The sequence below is a fragment of the Azospirillum sp. UENF 312511 genome, assembly GCF_058780635.1.
In genome coordinates this window covers 769,652-789,715 of record NZ_JBSNCG010000005.1, presented here as the reverse complement: position 1 = coordinate 789,715, position 20,064 = coordinate 769,652, and the positions used below count along the sequence as shown (strand labels likewise).

The following is a 20,064-nucleotide window of genomic DNA, read 5'->3' as shown; positions in this document are numbered from 1 at the left end:
CGATCCCTGTGCGGTGGAGGAACCAATGAACGTTCTTGTAACGGGCGGGGCCGGCTTCATCGGCTCCCACATCACGCACCGCCTCGTGTCGCTCGGCCACCGGGTGACGGTGATCGACAACGAGTCCACCGGGCTGCGCTCGAACGTGCCGGCGGAGGTGCGCTACATCCGCGGCGACGTCACCAACCCCGCCGACCTCGACAAGGCGTTCGAGGAGGTGCCCGACGCGGTGATCCACATCGCCGGGCAGGTGTCGATCATCCGCGCCTTCAGCAACCCGGTCGGCGACCTGCGCACCAACGTGGAGGGGACGGTGAACGTCCTCCAGCAGTGCGTGGAGCGCGGGGTGAAGCGCCTTCTCTACGCCAGCTCGATGAGCGCCTACGGCAACGCCGAGGTGGTCCCGACGCCGGAGGACACGCCCTGCTCCCCGGTGTCCTACTACGGGGTGACGAAATACGCGGGCGAGCGCTACGTGCATCTGACGGCGGCGCGGAACGACCTGCCGGGCGGTCTGGCCGTCACGTCGTTCCGCATGTACAACGTCTACGGGCCGCGGCAGGCGGTGGACAACCCCTACCAGGGGGTGCTGGGCATCTTCCTGGGCAACATCATCCGCGGCGAGCCGATCCACATCTACGGCGACGGCAAGCAGACCCGCGATTTCGTCTTCATCGACGACGTGGTGGACGCCTGGGTCGGCGCGCTCGACAACCCGGCCAGCCACGGGAAGATCTTCAACCTCGGCAGCGGGCGGCAGACCAGCATCAGCGAGCTGGCCGACCTCGCGCTGGGGGCGCTCGGCCGGACGCGGGCGGACCATCCCGTGCTCCACCACCCCGAGCGTCCGGGCGAGCAGCGCAGCGTGCAGGCGGACGTGACCTACGCCGGGTCGGTGCTCGGCTGGGCGCCGCGCACCCGGCTGGAGCAGGGGCTGGCCGAGACCGTGCGCTGGGCGCTGCGCGAGAACGGCCGTGAGGACGGGCTGGAAAGCGGACCGGGTAACGGCGTGGCGGAGCGTGCCGTGGCCTGACGGCCGATTTTCAAGTCGGCCATTTTCGAGCCGGCCAGGGATGGCTTCGGCAACGCCATTGACAGGGATGGCTTCGGCAACGCCATTGAGAAACAGGAGCGGAACAATGCGGATCGCGGTTGTGGGGACCGGCTATGTCGGCCTCGTGTCCGGCGCCTGCTTTGCCGAATTCGGCATCGATGTGTGCTGTGTGGACAAGGACGAAACGAAAATCCAGCGCCTGAGGGGCGGCGAAATCCCCATCTACGAACCCGGCCTCGACGTCCTTGTGGCGCGCAACATAGCGGCGGACCGTCTGTCCTTCACCTCCGACCTCGCGGTCGCCATGGAGGGGGCGGACGTGGTGCTGATCGCGGTCGGCACCCCCTCCCGTCCCGGCGACGGCGGGGCCGACCTGACCTACGTCCACGCGGCGGCGGCGGAGATCGCGCGGACCATGTCCCGCTACACCGTCATCGTGACCAAATCGACCGTGCCGGTCGGCACCGGGCGCCAGATCGCCGCCATCGTGCGGGACATCAACCCGCGCGCCGAGTTCGACGTGGTGTCCAATCCGGAATTCCTGCGCGAAGGCTCGGCCATCGGGGACTTCATGCAGCCCGACCGCGTGGTGATCGGCGCCGAGTCCGACCGGGCGCGGGCGGTGATGGATGCCCTCTACCAGCCGCTGATCCGCGCCGGGACGCCCTTCGTGCGCACCGGCATCGAGACGGCGGAGCTGACGAAGTACTCGGCCAACGCCTTCCTGGCCTTCAAGATCACCTTCATCAACGAGGTGGCCGACCTGTGCGAGCGGGTGGGGGCCGACGTCCAGGACGTGGCGGCGGGCATGGGGATGGACGGACGCATCGGGCGCCCGTTCCTGAACGCCGGGCCGGGCTTCGGCGGCTCCTGCTTCCCCAAGGACACGGAGGCGCTGGTGCGCACCGGGCGGCAGCACGGCGCGCCGGTCCGGCTGATCGAAACGGTGGTGGACGTGAACCGGGCGCGCAAGCGGCTGATGGCCGGACGGATTCTCCAGGCCTGCGGGCCGGACGCGGCGGGAAAGCGGATTGCCGTGCTGGGCATCACCTTCAAGCCCGACACCAACGACATGCGCGAGGCGGCGAGCCTGGAGATCATCCCGCTGCTTCAGGAGGCCGGCGCCACGGTCCATGCCTACGACCCCGCCGGCATGGAGGAGGGGCGCCATCTGCTGCCGGACGTGGTCTGGCACGATGATGCCTATGGCCCCCTCGCGGAGGCGGACTGCGTCGCCATCCTGACGGAATGGAACGAGTTCCGCGCGCTGGATCTGGGCCGCGTGCGCAGCCTGATGCACCGTCCGGTGATGGTCGATCTGCGCAACGTCTATGCCCCGGCGGCCATGGCGGCGGCAGGGTTCCATTACTGCTCCGTCGGGCGGCGCGACGTGCGTCCCGATGCGTCGAAGCGGCGCAAGGCGGCGGAGGCCATGCTGCTCAGCAACGGTTTCGCGGGCGACGCCTGTGTCCTGCCCTTCTCCGGACAGCTTGCGGCAGCCGCATCCGACCTCGCGGATTGACGCGGGCGCGACGCCCGCCAACTCCGGCCACGCACCGGTGCCTTGAACGGACCGTCTCCACCCCGGCGGCGGTCCGGCACGGGATGCCGGTTGGGATCTCCCGATTCCGAAAGACGCAGCCATGATTGGCTTGGACGCGCTGGCCGACAACCGACGAGACGTCATGCCCCGTGTGCCCCCCGGCGCACGGGGCGGCTCCCGTTCTCCCCGTCCGGATGTGCGGACCGGCGGGCGGGCGCCGATCACGGTGTTGCTGATCGACGACCGCTCCCTGTTCGGCGAAAGCCTCGCCGCCGCCATCAACGCCTTCGCGCCGGACGTGGCGGTCAGCCATCAGCGCAGCGCCGCGGCCCTGGCCGATCTTCCCGCCGTCTTGCGCGGCGCCGACGTGGTGCTGGTGAGCATTGGACGCGCCGATCCGGCCAAGGGCGGCATCGGCCAGCTTCTCGGAGCGCTGGCGGGGGGCGGTTCCCATCCTCCCGTCGCGATCCTTGCCGACCGGCCCGGTGCGGCGGTGGCCGACACCGCGGCGCGTCTCGGGCTGCGCGGGGTGCTGAGCGGACGGATGCCGCTGGCCGAGGTGATCGCCGCCCTGCGGCTGATCCACAGCGGCGGTACGGTCAGTCCCGATCCCGGCCGCAATCCCGGCTGAGCGCTTGCGGAACGGTGGGGTCGGCCAGCCGCCAGGCCTTGCGCACGGCCTCGGCGCGGTTGGAGGCGCCAAGGGCCCGCAGGATGCCGCGCACATGGACCTTCGCGGTGTTCTCGCTGATCCCCAGCTCCTGCGCGATGACGCGGTTCGATTTCCCTTCGCGAAGCCGTTGCAGCACCCCGCGCTGACGCGCGGTCAGCGCCGCGCCGCCGGATGGCGTGGGCGGATCGTCCTCCGTGGCCTCGCGATTCTGAAGCAGGCGGTGCAGGAAAGGGGAGGGGAAGAAGGTGCCGCCACCCGCGACCAGGCGCAGCGCTTCCCGGGCGACGGCGAGGCCGACGCTGGTCGGCAGACACCCCCGGACGCCCAGCCGGCTGGCTTCCAGCGGCAGGTCCGCATCCTCCCCGTCGGATAGGACGAGCAGCGGCGTGCCGCCGAAGGCGCCGGCGAGGCCGCGCAGCGTCGTCAGGACGCTGCCCCCGGGCGGGGTCAGGCTGGCGACGTTGCACAGCACGACGGCGGGTGCGGAATCTTCGGCGAGCACCGCCTTGGCCTCGTTCAAGGACGCCGCGGTTCGCACGCATAGGGACGGGTCGCGCAGCCTGAGGCCGGCGGACAGGCTTTCACGGGTCAGAGGTGTTTCATCCAGCAACAGGGCCGCGATGCCCCGGTGCCCGTTGCTTGCCGGACCGGGAGCGTATGCAGCGCCACAGGACGATGGAGCCGCCTGCCCGTTCGATGCCATGAAGCCTGTCTCCCGACCCGTTTTCCAAGTCTGATGCTGCACTGCACCCTTGATGGCGTCAACGTCAATCCCGTGCTCAAGTAACCACGTCGGCCTGCCCTTTTACCTCCTATTTGACATGTTTCCTTTCGGTTTCCGTGTATTCGGGAGAGGGGACGGCGGCGGACATCCGGAAGCGCACTGTCTTGCTTCGATGGACTTCCCATTGGTCAGAGCGTGCCGCGTTCCGACTTGCGCCATTCGGGCCTGTTCTTTCGGTGCAAAGGAGAGGGCGGGGCGCTGGCGATCGTACCCGGCGTGGCGGCGGGACGAGGTGAAACATGCGCTCTACTCCGCCCCCATCCTCACAAAGGCGTACGAAACCTGCGAAGCAGGGCGTTACGGGCGCCGGAATGGGTACGGAATAAAACGCCGACCCGCCGCAACCTTGCATCGAAGTGCGTATTTACCGGGCCGACTGTTCTGGTAACGTTGAAAACATCAAATGCAAACTGCGCAAGCATTCCTGATGATCTTCCAACACAAACAATCCATGTGGTCGGCAGGGAAAGGCGCTGAAAATGAAAAAAGTGAAATCTTCCCGAGTATCCGCGAGTGGACGCGCTCACCCGAAAATTGAACTTCCTCTCATCGGCGATGACGGATTGCGATCCGCAGTCCCGGTTTGAAGAGATGAGAAGAATGGACGTTTGACCGAAAAGGGGAAAGCGGATGACGACGGACATCAAACGGCAATCTGAGATTGCTGAGCGGGGCGTTGCTCCAGGGATTGCCACAGGCATTGCCGTGGTCCTGGCGGACCCGAACAGCCTGACGCGGGACTGTTTCTCGCTTGGCCTCGGCACGCTGTGCCAGGACATGACCGTGCGGTCGGTGGCTTCGCTGAGGGACGCCGCCGGCGTGCTGGCGCGGGACGGGCGGACCGAGGTCGTGTTGTGCAACATCGGTGCGCAGGCGGGTTTGAACGACGTGATGTGCGCGTCCATCCGCGACGCCGTTTCGGCCTGTCTGCCGGTGCCACTGGTGATCATCTCGGACCGCGACGACGGCGGGATGATCCTGGAAAGCCTGCGCCTCGGGGTGCGCGGCTACATCGTGCCCAGCCTCGGGCTGGGGGTCATGCTGGAGGCGATCCGGCTGGTCGCCGCCGGAGGGACCTTCGTGCCCGCCACCTCCCTGCAATCGCTGATCGCGCCGGTCCCGGGCGGCATCGCCGTTCCGCAGACGCCGCCAGGCGCTTCCATGCCGGTGACCGACCGGATCGGCGGGCTGACGCCGCGGGAAATGGCCGTGCTGACCTGCATGCGCGAGGGCAAGTCGAACAAGCTCATCGCCTACATGCTGGGCATGTGCGAGAACACCGCCAAGGCCCATGTGCGCAACGTTCTGAAGAAGCTGGGCGCCACCAACCGGACGGAGGCCGCCTTCATGGCGCACGCCCATCTGTCCCGCGGCGCGGCCCTGGAATCGAACCAGCCCTGACCGGTTGATTCCGTGATGGAGCGGTGCGGGAACCAGCCGCGCCGTTCTTTTGCGCGCCGTTCTTTTGCGCGCCGTTCTTTTGCGTTGGGCTCAGTTGTCCTCGCGCATGACGCGGCACACCGCTTCCGTCCGGTTGGTGGCGCCGAGCCGCCGCAGGATGTTCCGGACATGCACTTTGACGGTGCTTTCCCGCATTCCCAGCTCGTGGGCGATGACCTTGTTCGGCTTGCCCTCCTGGAGGCACTCCAGAACGGCAATCTGGCGCGGGGTCAGTTGGGTCAAGTGAGGCTTGCCGTTGACCTCCGGCGCCGGGACGGAAAAGGCGGCGTGGAGCGCCGGGTCCGGCACCCCGGTCTGCTCGATGATCAACCGGTGCAGGATGGGTGCCGGAACGAAGATGCCTCCCGCCGCGACCATACGGATCGCCTCCAGCGCCATGGTCAGGCCGACGGTGGTCGAGATGTAGCCTTGGGCGCCCTGGCGGATGGCTTCCAAAGCGGTCACCGTCTCGTCGGAATCCGACAGCATGATGAGCGGAATGCCGTCCAGCACATCCAGAAGTTCGGCCAGCCTCGGCCGGAATTCCGGATCGGAGGCGAGCCGTCCGCTGAAATTGGCCAGCGCCACGTCCGGTGCCCCATCCTGCCGCACCACACTTTCCAGGTCGGCGACGGACGCCGCCGTCAGCACCCGCACCCCCCGTCCGCACAGGTTCAGGCTGGTGGACAGGCTTTCCCGTGTCAGCGGCGTTTCGTCGTGCAGGATGGCGGTAACGACCGGATCCTCACCCAGGGGCCGCGCGCCTCCGGACATCCGGTAATAGGACCCGAACGAGCCAGGATCGTTCATCGGGGCAGCGGTCAAGGGATTGGCGGCCAGAAGGTGATTGGAGGCGTAGGATGTGACCGATGGAGCGCGGCGGAAGGCGTTAGGCAGGCGCGTTCCGTCTTTGCACGGCAACATACAAATCTCCCTCAGCCATACGCCATGGACACGCCGTCCCGTCGAACCGCCCAGGATCGTCGCAAAGGCCGCCGCGGGCCTCGCCGGATGCGGAGACCTTGGCCCTATTCGATCAAGTGAACCGGATCAAGTGGGAAGGCGATGCTGCAAGAGGTCTGTACGACCGCTTCGAGCCTATAACATCGCAGCCTGTTTTGACGGTCAATCGCAAACAAGATCATAATACTGTGCGCGGATATCCGCAAAGTACCTCCAAATTAGTAACTTTTTCAAAACTGTAACAGTGATGAGAAACCTGTGCGTGATGGCTTGATTGCCTCTTTCTCTTTATGGAAGAATTGGCGGAAGGAAAGATCATCGAGCATTGTCCATAGGAGCCATGGAAGGGCAGCTCAGCGGCGTCTTCTGTGGAATGCCGGCGTTGACGACACCGCCCACTTCCTGGCCTTGGGCGCGGATGGCGTTCCAGTCGGCCTCCGCGTCGTTCCAGAACCAGACGCGCTCCCCCAGTTCCGCCAGATGGTAGCGGTTGCCGTAGAGCCGGTTGCCGGCGGCGACCACGGCGTTGTCGGCGTTCACGTCGGTGACGGCGCCGATGCGCGCGTTGGTGTTGCGGATGACGATGCGGTTGTCGAAGATCTCGTTGCCGACGGCGGGGGTGTAGGGCGCGCGGTCCTGGGACACCACCGTCACCGCGTTGCCGTATCCGCCCGGCACGTCGATGTCGTTGCCATAGACCTTCACGCCCCGCGCGCTGGAAATCAGGATCTGCGCACCCCAGAACCAGCCCTGGCCGCGCTGCCCGTTGTCGGCGACCCGGTTGTTGCGGATCACCCCGTCGTAGCTGATTTCGTAGGTGATGCCGTTGTCGGCGTTGCCGAAGACCAGATTGTCCTCGATCACCAGCCGGTGCACGTCGATGTCGGCCCAGATCCCGGCGCCGATATTGTCGTGGACGCAATTGCCGCGGATCAGTCCGCCGCCGCCGGATTCGGTGATCTTGCCGCCGCCGCCCTCCCAATAGAAATCGACGCCGGCATAGCCGTTGCGGGCGATCTCGTTGCCGGCGATCAGAAAGTTCGTCCCGGACCCGGAAAAGCCGGCATGTCCATTGTCGAGGAGGCGGTTGTCGAGGATGCGGCTGCCGTTGCCGGCGTTGACGCCGACACCGTGGTTCAGGCGCAGGACGCTGTTGCGGACAGTCCAGCCGGGGCCGAACTCCGCGTCCACAGCGGCGGCCTGGACGGGCGCGGCGTATTTCTCGATGGTCAGCGCCTGGATGACGACGCCGGACGCCGTGCCGCCGAAGGCGCGGGGGGTGACGCTGGTCTCGACGATGCGCCCGGTGGGATCGTCGCCGATCACGATCTCGTCGGCGTCGTAATCGAAGAACCAGCGCCCCGGCCCGACGGCGGACCGGCTGCCCACATGCAGCATCGGCGCGTCGTCGATGAACAGATCCTCCGGATGGGCGCAACGGGGAAAGCCGGAGCGGCAGAACTCCGCCGCGTTGACCCGGCCCTTCTGGGTCTGCCCGCGGGCGATCCAGACGGGGCCGCGGTGGACGAAGGCGGTGAGCCGCCGCGCTCCGCTCAGCACGGCGCCGGGGGCGCCCTCAAACCGGTTGTCGTTCTTCGGAACGATGGACTGCAAACGATGGATGCCGGCCTCCAGCCGGAAGCGCGTGCCGGGAGGATGGCGCTCCACCGCCGCCTGGATGTCGGCGCCCGGCCGCAGGGAGACGGTGGGAGGCTCTGCCCCCGTTGCCGTCATCGGAAGGCAGGTCAGGAGAATCGCCGCGAGGCGGGCGGGGCGGGGGGCATGCCGCCGGGGCGTGGCGCGTCCTGTGTCCATGATGGCCTCGATGCGTCGTCCTGCGGCAGGGGGTTGCGGCGGCGGGCTGCGGCGGCGGACGGAAACGCTACCACGCTGGTCCGGCGGCCAGAATCGTCAAACCGGACGATCGACCTTCGTCGGCTCGGCGACGCGGACGGAGGGAACCGGAGCGGGCGCAGGCCGTTGCCAAAGGGCACCCCCAATCGTTCGAGAGCGTGCCATGGCCTCCCGCATCGAGGATTACGCCCTTCTGGGAGACTGCGAGACCGCAGCCCTGTTGTCCGTCGAAGGTTCCATCGACTGGCTGTGCTGGCCGCGCTTCGATTCCGACGCCTGCTTCGCGGCACTCCTGGGCACGCCCGAGAACGGGCGCTGGCTGCTGCGCCCGAGCGACCCCGACGCCCGCACGACCCGGCGCTACCGCGGCGACAGCCTGATCCTGGAGACGGAGTTCGAGACGGCGGAGGGTGCCGTCACCATGATCGACTTCATGCCGCCGCGCGGGGAGGCGTCGGACATCGTGCGCATCCTGCGCGGGCGGCGCGGGCGCGTCGCCATGCGGATGGACCTGACGCTGCGCTTCGGCTACGGGCACGTCGTGCCATGGGTGACGCGGATCGGCCCGAACACGCTGCGCGCCATTGCCGGGCCGGACATGGTCGTCCTGCACACCAGCGCCCCGATCCACGGCGAGGACATGAGCACCGTCGCCGACTTCACCGTGGCGGAGGGCGAGAGCGTCAGCTTCGTGATGATTTATTCCCCCTCCCACCTGCCGCTGCCGGAGCCGGTCGATGCCGAGCAGGCGCTGGCCGAGACCGAGCGCTTCTGGGCGGAATGGAGCGGGCGCTGCACCTACAGCGGTCTCTGGCGGGACGCGGTGATGCGCTCGCTGGTCACCCTGAAGGCGCTGACCTACCGTCCGACCGGCGGCATCGTCGCGGCGCCGACCACCTCGCTTCCCGAACAGCTCGGCGGGGTGCGGAACTGGGACTACCGCTACTGCTGGCTGCGCGACGCCACCCTGACCCTGCTGGCGCTGATGAACGCCGGCTATCTGCAGGAGGCGCGGGACTGGCGCGACTGGGGCCTGCGCACCATCGCCGGCAGCCCCCAACAGATCCAGATCATGTACGGCATCGCCGGGGAGCGCCGTATGCTGGAATGGGAGGTGCCCTGGCTGCCGGGCTACGAGGGGGCGAGCCCGGTCCGGGTCGGCAACGCCGCGGCCCCCCAGCTCCAGCTCGACGTCTATGGCGAAATGATGGACGCGGCGCATCAGGCGCGGATGCGCGGCATCGAGATCAAGCCGGAAGGTTGGCAGGTCCAGTGCGCCCTGCTCGATCACATGGAATCGGTGTGGGACCAGCCCGACGAAGGCATCTGGGAGGTGCGCGGCGGCGCAAAGCACTTCACCCATTCCAAGGTGATGGCCTGGGTCGCCGTGGACCGCATGGTGAAGAGCGCGGAGAAGTTCGGCCTGGACGCGCCTTTGGGCCGCTGGAAAGCGTTGCGCCAGGCCATTTTCGACGATGTCTGCGCCAAGGGCTATTCGAAGGAGCGGAACAGCTTCGTCCAGCATTACGGCGCCAGCCACGTCGACGCGGCTCTGCTGATGCTGCCGATGCTCGGCTTCCTGCCGGTGGACGATCCCCGCATCCAGGGCACCGTCGCCGCCATCGAGCGGGAACTGCTTCAGGACGGGCTCGTCATGCGCTACCGGACGGAGAGGACCGACGACGGGCTTCCCGACGGGGAGGGGGTGTTCCTCGCCTGCTCCTTCTGGCTGGCCGACGTCTATGTGCTCCAGGGGCGACAAGCGGAGGCCGAGGCGCTGTTCAACAGGCTGCTCGCCCTGCGCAACGATCTGGGCCTGCTGTCGGAAGAGTACGACACGACGGCGAAGCGGCTGGTCGGCAACTTCCCGCAGGCCTTCTCGCACATCGCGCTGATCAACACCGCCTTCAACCTGACCCGCGTGGAGAAGCCGGCGGAGCAGCGGCGGGACGGGGACTGACGGAACAAAGAAAAACCCCTCCCGCCGGTGAGGGCGGGAGGGGCGCGTTGGTCACGGTCAGCGGGTGGTGCTGCCCGTGGTGCTGCCGGAGGTGCTGGTACGGCTGGTGCTGTCCGTGGTTCCGGAGGTTCCGCTCATGCCGGTCCCGGAGGTGCTGGAGGTTCCGGACGTGCCCGTCGTGGACCCGCTCATGCCGGTGCTGCCCATCCCCGAGCCGCTCATGCCGGTGCCGGAAGACCCGGTGCCGCCGAGCCCGGCCATCGCCGACGCCCCGGCGGTGGTGCCGGTGCCGCCGAATGTCCGCTCACGGACGCGCAGGTTGTTCTGAACGTGGCGGACGCCGGAGATGGTCTCGGCCATGTCCTCGGCGCGGCGCTTGGTCCGGCGGTCGCCCACCGTTCCGCTCAGCGTGACCTCGCTGTTGCTGACGGTCACGTCGATCTCCGACGCGTCGATGTAGGGATCGTCGGTCAGCCGGTCGTTCACATCCTCGCGGATGCGGTCGTCGGAGCGGGTGTAGCCGCGCGGCCCGCGGCCCCGATGGTGCTGGGCGCCGGGATCGTCGTTGCGGGCGTCCATGCGGCGGCGGCGTTCGGCGTCCTCGTCGCCGAACCAGGAGGCCATCTCGTCACCCGCCCGTTCGAAGAAGCCGCGCTCCTCGTTGCGGCCGGAGCCGCTGCCGCCGCCATAGCCCATCCGGCCGTAGTCGCGGTTGCCGTAGTCACGGCTGCTGTAGTCCCGGTTTCCATAGCCGCGGGACCCGGACCCGTACTCCATGCCGCCGTAGTCGCGGCTGCCATAGTCCCGGCCGCCGTAAGCTCCGCTGCCGTAATCGGAGCGGCCGAAGCCGCCGCGGTAGCCGAAGTCCTGGCCGTAGTCGCCACGGTCCTCATAATTCTGGCGATCATCGCGGGAGCGCCAGTCGCGCTGTCCCTGACCGAAGGAGCCGCGGGACCCGTAATCGCGGCCGTAATCGCGGCCGTAATCGGAGCGGCCGTAATCGGAGCGGCCGTAGTCGCGGCTGCCGGAGCCTTGGCCGTAGTTCTGACCATAGGAGCCTTGACCGTAATCGCCCCTGCCTTCCTGTTGGCGCCAATAGTCACGGCCATAGTCATAGCCTTCGCGGCCCTGACCCTCGTAGCCGTAGCCGGGTTGGCGGCCACCGCCGCCCATCATGCCGGAGCGGCCGGACTGACCGGATCCGAATTGGCTCGAGCCGGACTGGCCCCAATTCGACGGACCGAACTCGTCACGGTCACGGTTCTGGCCACGGTTCTGATACGAACCGGCGCCCCACTCGCGGCTTTCGCCGCGTTGGCGGTCGCGCTCCCACCGGTCGTCGTCGCGGCGGGCGCCCTGGTCGTTCCTCCACCTGGATTCATAGTCGGACATGGGATGCTCCCCATTTGGACAGTGCCCGTTCGCCGGGCGTCCGCAAACAACAGGGAAGGCGGCGAAGGATCGCGGGCCGGCGGTGGCTTTGCCATGTCTTTGGCGATGCCTTTTGCCATGCGCCCCGCACAGGCCAGCCAACCGGGGCGTCATCGGGCGCCCCCTTGAACGCCGCGGCGAAGGAAACATATGTGCAACACCGCCGGCGGTTGGCCGTAACCTTCGGGTGACCGACCGGCGAACCCCCTTCCGGGTCATGATTCAGCGGTTGACCAGCGTCGTCATCTGGATTACTGGCTCGAACACCGCTCTCCCTGGCCGGTTCGGCCGGCTGCCTCGACCCGTCCCCACGGTCCTGGCGCCGCCGATGGCCGGGGAGACCCCCGAGATCCGCATCGACACGCGATGCACGCCCGTCCGGCAGCGTTGAATGCCGGCTGAGATGTTGTGAAGCAAGAAGGACGTATGACGTTTGATAACAAGCGCCGCCGCGCGGCGCCCAAGGGCGGCAACCGCCCGAACTCGAATTTTGGCGGCAACCGCCCGAACACGATTGTTGGCGATGTGCGCAGCGGCAAGTCCGGCGGCCCGCGTTTCCAGAAGAACCAGAACCCCAAGCCCTACGAGCGCCCCAAGGCGACCCGTCCGCCGGGCGCGCCGGTCCCCGGTCCGGTGCCGGGCCATGATGAAATTCTGTTCATCCCGCTCGGCGGCTGCTCGCGCATCGGCATGAACATGGCGCTCTACGGCCATGCCGGGAAGTGGCTGATCGTGGACGCCGGCGTCGCCTTCATGGGCGACGAGGCGCCGGGCGTCGACAGCCTGATGGCCGATCCCTCCTTCATCGAGGAGCGGATGGACGAGGTGGTCGGGCTGGTCGTCACCCACGCCCACGAAGACCACATCGGCGCCATCCACCATCTGTGGCCGGGGCTGGAATGCCCGATCTACGCGACCCCCTTCGCCGCCCACGTCATCCGTGAACGGCTGAAGGAGTCCGGCGGCCTGCGCCACGCCCGCATCCGGGTGTTCGAGCCGGGCGCCTCCTTCGAGATCGGTCCTTTCGGCATCGAGACCATCACCGTCACCCACTCGATCCCTGAGCCGGTGTCGGTGGCGATCCACACCAAGGCCGGCACGGTCCTGCACACCGGCGACTGGAAGTTCGACCCGCACCCGCTGGTCGGCCCGACCATGGACCTGGACGCGCTGAAGCGGCTGGGCGATCGCGGCGTGCTGGCGATGATGTGCGACAGCACCAACGCCAACGTCGACGGCACCACGGGGTCGGAGGCGGACGCCCGCGCCGGCCTGATCGAGGCCTTCGCCGGGCGCAAGGGCGCCATCGCGGTGACCGGCTTCGCGTCCAACGTCGCCCGCATGCAGGCGGTGGCGGAGGCTGCGGCGGCCCACGACCGCAAGGTGGTGCTGGTCGGCCGGTCGATGCTGCGCATGGAGAAGGCGGCCCGCGCCAGCGGCTATCTGGAGAAGGCTCCGGAGTTCATCTCCATCATGGAAGCCTCCTGGACGCCGCGCCGGAACCTCGTCTTCCTGTGCACCGGCAGCCAGGGCGAAGAACGGGCGGCGCTCAGCCGGCTCGCCCGCGACGGCCACCGCGACCTGTGGCTGGAGAGCGGCGACACGGTGATCTTCTCCGCCCGCGCCATCCCCGGCAACGAGGTGGTGCTGGCCGACGTGCAGGACCATCTGAAGGCCAAGGGCGTGACGGTGGTGACCCCCGCCGACGCGCCGGTGCATGTGTCGGGCCACCCGAAGCGGGACGACCTGATCCGCATGTACGACCTGATCCGCCCGCGCTTCTCCGTGCCGGTGCACGGCACCATCGAGCATCTGGAGGCCCACGCCCGCCTCGCCCGCGCCTGCGGCGTGGAACGGGCGCTGGTTCCGGAGGACGGCGACATCCTGCGGATCGCGCGGGAAGGCACTGCGGTGATCGGCCATATGGAGGCCAAGCGCCTCGCCAACACCGGGCGGGAACTGATCCCCTGGACGGGCCTGCCCGTCGCGGAGGATGCGGACGCTCTGACCGAAGCCGTGGAATCGATGGCCGCCTGACGCGGCCATCCTTCCTCACCGCCACCATTCATCGGGCCACGAATCACCAGAAGGGGGATATCCGCCCTCCGTTCGCGCGCACCAGGGGCCGGTTCACGGCCCTGTTTTTTCTTGGAGAGTTGCCCATGGCTGGCTATCCCGCCGACCGGCTTTCCTTTCCCGACATCCTCGACCCGGTGCTGGAAGCGCCGGAGGGGGACGACACCGCCCTCGACCGCGCCATCAACGAGGTGGCCGAGGCGCTGGCCGACAGCGGGACCCTGATCGTCGATGCCCTGGGCCAAGCGGCCTACGGCGTGACCGACGAGGAGGCCGTCCTCGGCCTGATCGACACCTACATCCGCGTCCTCCTGCATCTCGGCGAGGTGGAGGAGGCGGCGGACATGGGCGAGGTGATCGAACGCATCCAGAGTTTCCAGCGCCGCCGCAAGCGCCGCGGATCGCGCGCCTCCTGACGCCACCCTTTTCTCAGACGGGCTCTTTCCTCAGGTCGGCGGGACGGTTCCGCCGGTCAGCCAGCGGGTCGCCAGGGCGCGCAGCCGCGCGGTCTGCTGCCGCTGGCGGTGGACGGACACGGCGTAGCCGATCCCGATGAAGCCGACGATCACCACCCAGAAGCCGAACAGATAGCGCCAGTCCGCCCCGGCGGTCAGCAGGACCAGCAGGACCAGCGTCACCACCCCCGCCACCACCCCGCCGATGATGCGCATCCGCAGGAAGGCGGCCTCGTCGCTCTGTTCGAAATCCTCGGCCAGCGCCTGGATTTCCAGTCCGGCCTGACGGCGGGCCTCCGCCGCCGGGTTCAGCGCATCCATGCCATCTCCATTCCGTTTGTCGGGCCGTCTATGGGCTTCGAACCCCAGGCGCGATGATCCGTCACATTCGCCTGCTATGAAAGGAAGAACAGGCGAAACGCGCTTCCGGCCATCGGCGCTCATGGCGCTTGCGGGCCGCTTCGGGGGAGTCTCGAACCATGCAGACCGGCCCAACCATGCAGACCGGCCCAACCGTGCAGACCGGCTATGTGCGCACCTACGAACGCATCGCCCCGCTCTACGACGCGCTGGATCTCGGTTACGAGGTGATGTGGAAGCGGCGGCTGCGCCGGGGCACCTTTCACGGCCTGTCCGGGCGCATCCTCGACGCCGGGGCGGGCACCGGCTGCAACATCCCCTTCTACCCCGCCGGCGTCCGCGTGACCGCGGTGGACGCCAGCCAAGCCATGCTGGCCCGCGCCGCCAAGCGGGCAGAGAAGCTGGGACGGGCGGTGGATTTCCAGGTGCTGGATCTGGCCGCCACCGGCTTCCCCGACGGCCATTTCGACCATGTGGTGGCGACCTTCGTCTTCTGCGTCCTGCCGGAGGAGCTTCAGCTGCCGGTGCTGCGCGAGATGCGGCGCATCCTGAAGCCGGAGGGAACGCTGCGCATCCTCGACTACACCCAGTCGGAGCGCTCGGCGGGCCGGCTGTGGATGCGCGTGGTGTCGCCCTGGCTGAGCTTTGCCTTCGCGGCCCGCTACACCGCCGGCTACGAGGGTCATCTGCCGCAGGCCGGCCTGGGGGCGGTGGACAGCCGCTTCGTGATGGGCGATTGCGTGAAGCTGGTGGAGGCCCGCGCGGCCTGAATCGGCGGGCCGTCCGTCACCCGGTCAACAGATCAGTCGGTCAGCCGGCGCGCCGCTGCGTGTGGGCCTGCTTATGGGCCGGGCCGCTGCCGAAATGGTCGAGGGCCTGGGCAAGCGCGTCGTCGAACACCTCCGCCTTCTCCGTGAAATAGTCGAAGTAGCCGTAATGGCGGCGCAGCGGCAGCTCGGTCAGCGAGCGGATGCGGTAGGCCGGGTCGTTGAGCGTGCCGCGCTCCATCAGCTCGATCACCCGGCGCAGCCGCGCGACCTCCGCCTTATAGGAGTTGGCGAACCACTGGCGGATCTTCCAGTTCTCCACCTCCAGCTGGTTGCGCGGCACCGGCCCGATCCAGGAAACCGGGAAGGGTGCGGCCACCGTCACCTCGTCGAAGCCGTGCAGTTCCGACAGGATGATGCTGCGGTGATAGGCGCCGTCGATCAGCCCGCCGGGGGCCTCCTCGAAGCCGTAGAGATAGAGCCAGAGGGCGCTTTCCACCGCGTCCGCGGTGATATCCTCAAGCCCGACCTCCCCGGCCATCAGGCGGCGGGCGGCGGCGTTGCCGTGCAGCAGCCCGTTGCCCGAGCGGAAGTCGTAGGTGTTGAAGACGACGCCGACCTCGGCCTCGTTCAGGGTGCGGGCGATCTCGGCCACGGTGTCGCGGTCGCGCACCGGGGCGTATTGGCGGGCCGGCATCAGCCGCTCCAGCACCGCCGAGGGCGACAGCGGGACATCCAGCCAGCGCCGCGCGTTCTCGCCCAGCACCGGGCGGAACACGCCCTTGTGCCCGAACAGGGCGGTCTGCCAGGCCTGGAGCAGCCCGCCGGACGCCCCCCGGTGTTCGAGAAGCAGGCGGCGCACGTCCTCGCCGCGCAGCCAGGCGGCCAGCACGACGATCTGTCCGGAGGTCACCGTAAACAGGTCGGGCATCCGCTCCAGGCGGTCGAGCGCCGCCAGCACGCCCGCGCCGTGCAGGTTGAACCCACCGAAGCCGCCCAGGGCGACCGCTTGTTTCCGCATGTTATAAAACTCCAACCAAAGAACAATCGGCCCGCACGGCGCCGCTGTCGCGGACCGCCGCCGGGCGAGCCCCGCTGCCGCATCCCCGCAGACGGTCTGCCGGGGGCGGCGGGGCGTTGCTGCCGCTGTGTCAGGGAAAAACGAAGGCCGTCCGTCGTCAGCCGGCGGCGCGGCCACCGTCCAGGCGGTGGGGATCGAGGTCAGCCGTCCGCCCCTTCAGAAACGCGGCCAACCGGCCCAGCAGGGACCGGAGATGGTCGGCGCGCATTTGTGCGGCCTTGCGGCGGATGAGCTGCAGGTCGCGTTCGGAGGGAAGGGCGGACGCGAAAGTCGAAGGCGTGTTCATAAGGGACCTCCTCAAAGGATTGAGAAGGCGTCTCCCCCTCGGGAAAGGGCTTATCGTTATGTTGCAGTGCACAATATGGGGCAGGGCCACTGCCCCGTCAAGGCTGGTCCGCTTTTTGTCCACCGTCCCCCGGTCTCCGCAGGCGCTCAGTCCCCGGTCTGGCTCAGCGGATCGTGGTTCAGAAGGTCCTGGATGGCGCTTTGCAGCTGCCGCGGCGTGATCGGCTTGCGCACCACGGCGAGCCCGAGCGCCGCCGCGTCGCGGTCGCAGTCGGTGCCGATCTCGCCGGTCAGGATGATGGCGGGGACGGGCGATCCGACCAGCCCACGGATCTGCACGATGGCGTCCGTTCCGATCCGGCCGTTGCGCAGCCGGTAATCGGCGATGATCAGATCGGGCCGGCGGTCCAGCCCGCGCAGCCGTTCCAACGCCTGCTCCGCGGAGCCGGCCACCACGACCTCGTACCCCCATTCCTGGAAGATGGTCCGCAATCCCATCAGGACGATCACGTCGTCCTCGACCAGAACGGCCAGACGTCCATCACCGGACGGGGCGGCCTCGGCTTCGGGAACGGGAAGGGAGACGGCCGGGGCGGCGGCGCGCGGCGCCTCGATGGTGAAGACCGAGCCATGGGCCGGTTCGGAGCGGACCGACACCGGATGGTTCAGCAGCCGTGAGAGCCGTTGCACGATGGCCAGCCCGAGCCCGAGCCCCTGGCTGCGGTCGCGTTCCGGGTTGGCGACCTGATGGAACTCCTCGAAGACCTTGGTCTGCTGCTCCGCGGAGATGCCGATGCCGCTGTCCTGCACGGTGATGCGGACGCTGCCGTTCGACGCCTGGCAGGACACGCGGACATAGCCCGTCTCGGTGTAGCGGATGGCGTTCTCCACCAGATTGCGGAGCATCCGGCCGAGCAGCAGCCGGTCGCTGCGCACCGCCAGCTCCGGGGCAGGGTGGACGACGGCGAATTCCAGCCCTTTGCTGGAGGCGATGGGGGCGTAGGCCGCCTCGATCTCCTCCAGCATCGGGCGCAGGGGCAGTGTGACGATCTGCGGGGTGATGACACCGGCATCCAGGCGCGACACGTCCAGCAGGCTGTCGAGAAGGTTCTTCAACGTCTCCAGCGCGCGTTCCAGCGAGGCCAGCGGGCTGCGGCCCTTGTCGGGATCGACGTGGCGTTGCAGGACACCGGCGAACAGCAGGGCGGATTGCAGTGGCTGGCGCAGGTCGTGGCTGGCCGCGGCCAGGAACTTCGATTTTGAGACGTTGGCTTCGTCGGCCTTGGCCTTGGCGTCGCGCAGGGCCTCCTCCATCGCCTTGCGCCCGGTGATGTCGATGTTCAATCCGCTGAGCCGGACCAGACGGCCACCTTCGTAGACGGGGCGCCCGATCGCCATGATCCAACGAACCCCGCCGCGCGGATGGAGGATGCGGAACTCCCCCCGGTAGTCGGAGCGCCGGGATTCCAGCACGTCCTCCGTGAACCGGCGCACCAAGTCCCGGTCGGCCGGGTGGACCAGTTCGAAGAAGCTGTCCTCGCCGGGCCTGAAGTTGTCCGGAGTGACGCCGTACAGCCGGTACATGCCGTCCGACCAGGCCAGCGTGCGGTCACGCAGGTCGAAATCCCAGATGCCGGCCTCCGACGCGGCCAGCGCGATGGTCAGCCGCTCCTCGCTGCGGCGCAGCGCCTCTTCCAGCGCCTTGCGTTCGGTGATGTCGAGGTTCAGGCCGCTGAAATGCAGCGGCACGCCGTCCGGGCCATAGCTGACGCGCCCGATCGACGAGACCCAGCGGACGGCGCCGCCGGGCTGAATGATGCGGTATTCAAGCCGGATGTAGGCACGCCGCTCGGCGAGCATTTCCGTCTGGGCCCTCAGCGTGGCGATGTCGAAATCGTTGGGATGGACCACAGACCGCCAAACGGCGCTGGTCGCCTCGTGCACGGCCGGGTCCAGACCGAAGATGCGGAAGGTTTCCTCCGACCAGTGGCCCCGGCCGGTCGTCAGATTCCAGTCGAAGGAGCCCGCCATGGCCGATTCCAGGGCGAGGCTCAGCCGATCCTTGCTCTTGCGCAGATCGTCTTCGGCCTGGCGCCGCCGCGTGATGTCGAGAAGATAGACCGAAATGCCGTCCGCGTTGGGAAAGGCCCGCATCCAGAACCAGCGTCCGGTGCGCGCACCCTGGAACTCGGCGTCGGTGGGCATCTGCTCAGCCATCGCCTGATGGGCCTGATGCCACAGCGGCGTGTCCACCAGTTCCGGAAAGGCGTCCCACAGCGACTGGCCGCGCAGGTCGCGGCCCTGGGCGACCAGGGAAACCGCCTTGTCGTTCAGGTAGGTGAAACGCCAGTCACGATCCAGCTCGATCACGCCATCCACCGTGCTGCCAAGCACCGCCGCCATGCGCAGCGCGTTGCTGCGCGCCAGCTCATGCGCGCGCAGGAAGCGCCACAGGCTCCAGCCCGCGGTCAGTCCGGCAAACAGGAACAGCCCGGCGAAGATGACGAGGGTGCGCCGTGCCGCCGCGTTCACCGGCCGCATGGATTCGTCCTTGTCCAGGCTGACATGGACGTAGAGGTTGGGGACGCCGGCGGCCAGCGGGGACACCGCCGTGATCCGCGTCCGGCCATCCGGGCCGGGTTCTTCGACCACACGCCGCTCGCCCCGGTCCAGCAGGGCTTGGTAAGGCGTGTGCAGCGGTCGGCCGATGGTGTCCGGCATTTCGGGCTGGTGCGCCAGGACGATGCCGGAGCGGTCGGCGATCACCACCTCCGAATCCTCCGGCAGGCTCTTCTCGCGAAGGAACAGGTTCAGCCAAGTGGTGTCGAGGAGCACCGCGACCACCCCCGCCGGAACGCCGTTCTCGCCCTTGTAGGCCAGCGCGAAGGGGATGGAGGGGCGTCCCGTGGTGCGCGAAGTCAGGGTGGCTCCGTTGGTCTGCTCCCCCGTGGCCAGTGCCTCCTGCCAATAGCTGCGGTCGGCGACCGAGAAGCCGCGCGCCTGCGGTTCGGTGGAACACCAGATGGTCCCGGACCGGTTGCTGACGCTCACCGCCAGATACGGGGGAAACTTCGCCTTGATCCGAAGAAGTGTGTCCTGGCAGGCCGCTGGAGACAGTTGCCCTATCCCCATCTCTGTAAGAGCAACCAAAACGTGTTCGATGTCGTCGGCGATGCGCTGCTGCTCGGATTCGACCTGATCCAGAAGCTGCATCGACTCCGTGCGGATTTCCGCTTCCCGGGACTTGCGCAATTCCAGGATGTTGTGCACTTCAAAGGCGATCAGCGGTAATGCAACCACAAGGAAAAGAATCGACAACCGACGCGCCGACCATCCAG

18 protein-coding genes are annotated in these 20,064 nt (G+C 68.1%); 9 read left to right on the top strand and 9 right to left on the bottom strand.

The window, feature by feature from the left end; translation table 11 throughout:
• Positions 1–25 precede the first annotated feature (25 nt).
• The 3 genes from ACWPN7_RS32035 (at position 26) to ACWPN7_RS32025 (ending at position 3,228) form a co-directional block, all read left to right on the top strand.
• Positions 26–1,033: an SDR family NAD(P)-dependent oxidoreductase gene (locus ACWPN7_RS32035; RefSeq protein WP_051658442.1), complete on the top strand. Its 1,008-nt coding sequence runs from the start codon at positions 26–28 to the stop codon at positions 1,031–1,033.
• A gap of 106 nt (positions 1,034–1,139) precedes the next feature.
• Positions 1,140–2,576, top strand: coding sequence for a UDP-glucose dehydrogenase family protein (locus tag ACWPN7_RS32030; RefSeq protein WP_459197018.1), 1,437 nt, complete (start codon positions 1,140–1,142; stop codon positions 2,574–2,576).
• Positions 2,577–2,697: 121 nt separating this feature from the next.
• Positions 2,698–3,228, top strand: a complete 531-nt coding sequence (locus ACWPN7_RS32025; protein WP_081863280.1) for a helix-turn-helix domain-containing protein — start codon at positions 2,698–2,700, stop codon at positions 3,226–3,228.
• On the opposite strand, the gene ACWPN7_RS32020 is transcribed toward ACWPN7_RS32025, so the two are convergent.
• On the bottom strand, positions 3,197–3,772 hold the full coding sequence (locus tag ACWPN7_RS32020; protein WP_247881755.1) for a response regulator transcription factor: 576 nt from the start codon (positions 3,770–3,772) through the stop codon (positions 3,197–3,199). The genes ACWPN7_RS32025 and ACWPN7_RS32020 overlap by 32 nt on opposite strands.
• Positions 3,773–4,317: 545 nt before the next feature.
• On the bottom strand, positions 4,318–4,698 hold the full coding sequence (locus ACWPN7_RS32015; RefSeq protein WP_349619743.1) for a hypothetical protein: 381 nt from the start codon (positions 4,696–4,698) through the stop codon (positions 4,318–4,320).
• A gap of 61 nt (positions 4,699–4,759) precedes the next feature.
• Between ACWPN7_RS32015 and ACWPN7_RS32010 the strand changes: the two genes are divergently transcribed.
• Positions 4,760–5,455 carry a response regulator transcription factor gene (locus ACWPN7_RS32010; protein ID WP_051658444.1) on the top strand — a complete coding sequence of 232 codons (696 nt, stop codon included), beginning with the start codon at positions 4,760–4,762 and terminating at the stop codon, positions 5,453–5,455.
• Positions 5,456–5,545: 90 nt separating this feature from the next.
• Here the strand turns inward: ACWPN7_RS32010 and ACWPN7_RS32005 are convergent, their stop codons facing one another.
• Both ACWPN7_RS32005 and ACWPN7_RS32000 read right to left on the bottom strand, forming a co-directional pair.
• Positions 5,546–6,304, bottom strand: coding sequence for a response regulator transcription factor (locus ACWPN7_RS32005; protein ID WP_051658445.1), 759 nt, complete (start codon positions 6,302–6,304; stop codon positions 5,546–5,548).
• Positions 6,305–6,772: 468 nt separating this feature from the next.
• Entirely contained in the window at positions 6,773–8,272 is a 1,500-nt protein-coding gene (locus ACWPN7_RS32000; RefSeq protein WP_459197019.1) for a right-handed parallel beta-helix repeat-containing protein, read from the bottom strand.
• Positions 8,273–8,474: 202 nt separating this feature from the next.
• Between ACWPN7_RS32000 and ACWPN7_RS31995 the strand changes: the two genes are divergently transcribed.
• Entirely contained in the window at positions 8,475–10,271 is a 1,797-nt protein-coding gene (locus ACWPN7_RS31995; protein ID WP_459197020.1) for a glycoside hydrolase family 15 protein, read from the top strand.
• A 57-nt stretch (positions 10,272–10,328) separates the two neighbouring features.
• Here the strand turns inward: ACWPN7_RS31995 and ACWPN7_RS31990 are convergent, their stop codons facing one another.
• A complete protein-coding gene (locus tag ACWPN7_RS31990) occupies positions 10,329–11,663 on the bottom strand; it encodes a BON domain-containing protein (RefSeq protein WP_459197021.1) in 1,335 nt (444 codons plus the stop codon).
• Positions 11,664–12,128: 465 nt separating this feature from the next.
• Here ACWPN7_RS31990 and ACWPN7_RS31985 point away from each other — a divergent pair, with 465 nt between their 5' ends.
• Entirely contained in the window at positions 12,129–13,739 is a 1,611-nt protein-coding gene (locus ACWPN7_RS31985; protein WP_247891437.1) for a ribonuclease J, read from the top strand.
• Between the two features lie 125 nt (positions 13,740–13,864).
• A complete protein-coding gene (locus ACWPN7_RS31980) occupies positions 13,865–14,194 on the top strand; it encodes a hypothetical protein (RefSeq protein WP_040136188.1) in 330 nt (109 codons plus the stop codon).
• A 30-nt stretch (positions 14,195–14,224) separates the two neighbouring features.
• On the opposite strand, the gene ACWPN7_RS31975 is transcribed toward ACWPN7_RS31980, so the two are convergent.
• The gene (locus ACWPN7_RS31975; protein ID WP_459197022.1) at positions 14,225–14,554 is read right to left on the bottom strand and encodes a hypothetical protein; all 330 of its coding nucleotides are present in this window, start codon (positions 14,552–14,554) and stop codon (positions 14,225–14,227) included.
• A gap of 158 nt (positions 14,555–14,712) precedes the next feature.
• Between ACWPN7_RS31975 and ACWPN7_RS31970 the strand changes: the two genes are divergently transcribed.
• Entirely contained in the window at positions 14,713–15,363 is a 651-nt protein-coding gene (locus ACWPN7_RS31970) for a class I SAM-dependent methyltransferase (protein ID WP_459197023.1), read from the top strand.
• 40 nt (positions 15,364–15,403) lie between these two features.
• On the opposite strand, the gene ACWPN7_RS31965 is transcribed toward ACWPN7_RS31970, so the two are convergent.
• The 3 genes from ACWPN7_RS31965 to ACWPN7_RS31955 all read right to left on the bottom strand — a co-directional run bounded on the left by ACWPN7_RS31965 (position 15,404) and on the right by ACWPN7_RS31955 (position 19,939).
• Positions 15,404–16,381, bottom strand: a complete 978-nt coding sequence (locus ACWPN7_RS31965; RefSeq protein ID WP_459197024.1) for a hypothetical protein — start codon at positions 16,379–16,381, stop codon at positions 15,404–15,406.
• A 157-nt stretch (positions 16,382–16,538) separates the two neighbouring features.
• Entirely contained in the window at positions 16,539–16,727 is a 189-nt protein-coding gene (locus ACWPN7_RS31960) for a hypothetical protein (protein ID WP_040136190.1), read from the bottom strand.
• Positions 16,728–16,873: 146 nt separating this feature from the next.
• On the bottom strand, positions 16,874–19,939 hold the full coding sequence (locus tag ACWPN7_RS31955) for a PAS domain-containing protein (protein ID WP_492273746.1): 3,066 nt from the start codon (positions 19,937–19,939) through the stop codon (positions 16,874–16,876).
• On the opposite strand from ACWPN7_RS31955, the gene ACWPN7_RS31950 reads away from it, so the two are divergent.
• Positions 19,880–20,017 carry a hypothetical protein gene (locus tag ACWPN7_RS31950; RefSeq protein WP_160174856.1) on the top strand — a complete coding sequence of 46 codons (138 nt, stop codon included), beginning with the start codon at positions 19,880–19,882 and terminating at the stop codon, positions 20,015–20,017. The two genes, ACWPN7_RS31955 and ACWPN7_RS31950, sit on opposite strands and share 60 nt — an antisense overlap.
• Positions 20,018–20,064 lie beyond the last annotated feature (47 nt).

Coding starts and splice junctions, on each gene's coding strand:
- ACWPN7_RS32015 (WP_349619743.1), bottom strand. CDS start 4,698: ATGTCCGTCGTCATCCGCTTTCCCCTTTTCGGTCAAACGTCCATTCTT.
- ACWPN7_RS31995 (WP_459197020.1), top strand. CDS start 8,475: ATGGCCTCCCGCATCGAGGATTACGCCCTTCTGGGAGACTGCGAGACC.
- ACWPN7_RS31980 (WP_040136188.1), top strand. CDS start 13,865: ATGGCTGGCTATCCCGCCGACCGGCTTTCCTTTCCCGACATCCTCGAC.
- ACWPN7_RS31985 (WP_247891437.1), top strand. CDS start 12,129: ATGACGTTTGATAACAAGCGCCGCCGCGCGGCGCCCAAGGGCGGCAAC.
- ACWPN7_RS31960 (WP_040136190.1), bottom strand. CDS start 16,727: ATGAACACGCCTTCGACTTTCGCGTCCGCCCTTCCCTCCGAACGCGAC.
- ACWPN7_RS32000 (WP_459197019.1), bottom strand. CDS start 8,272: ATGGACACAGGACGCGCCACGCCCCGGCGGCATGCCCCCCGCCCCGCC.
- ACWPN7_RS32025 (WP_081863280.1), top strand. CDS start 2,698: ATGATTGGCTTGGACGCGCTGGCCGACAACCGACGAGACGTCATGCCC.
- ACWPN7_RS31975 (WP_459197022.1), bottom strand. CDS start 14,554: ATGGATGCGCTGAACCCGGCGGCGGAGGCCCGCCGTCAGGCCGGACTG.
- ACWPN7_RS31965 (WP_459197024.1), bottom strand. CDS start 16,381: ATGCGGAAACAAGCGGTCGCCCTGGGCGGCTTCGGTGGGTTCAACCTG.
- ACWPN7_RS32030 (WP_459197018.1), top strand. CDS start 1,140: ATGCGGATCGCGGTTGTGGGGACCGGCTATGTCGGCCTCGTGTCCGGC.
- ACWPN7_RS32005 (WP_051658445.1), bottom strand. CDS start 6,304: ATGAACGATCCTGGCTCGTTCGGGTCCTATTACCGGATGTCCGGAGGC.
- ACWPN7_RS32035 (WP_051658442.1), top strand. CDS start 26: ATGAACGTTCTTGTAACGGGCGGGGCCGGCTTCATCGGCTCCCACATC.
- ACWPN7_RS31955 (WP_492273746.1), bottom strand. CDS start 19,939: ATGCAGCTTCTGGATCAGGTCGAATCCGAGCAGCAGCGCATCGCCGAC.
- ACWPN7_RS31990 (WP_459197021.1), bottom strand. CDS start 11,663: ATGTCCGACTATGAATCCAGGTGGAGGAACGACCAGGGCGCCCGCCGC.
- ACWPN7_RS31970 (WP_459197023.1), top strand. CDS start 14,713: ATGCAGACCGGCCCAACCATGCAGACCGGCCCAACCGTGCAGACCGGC.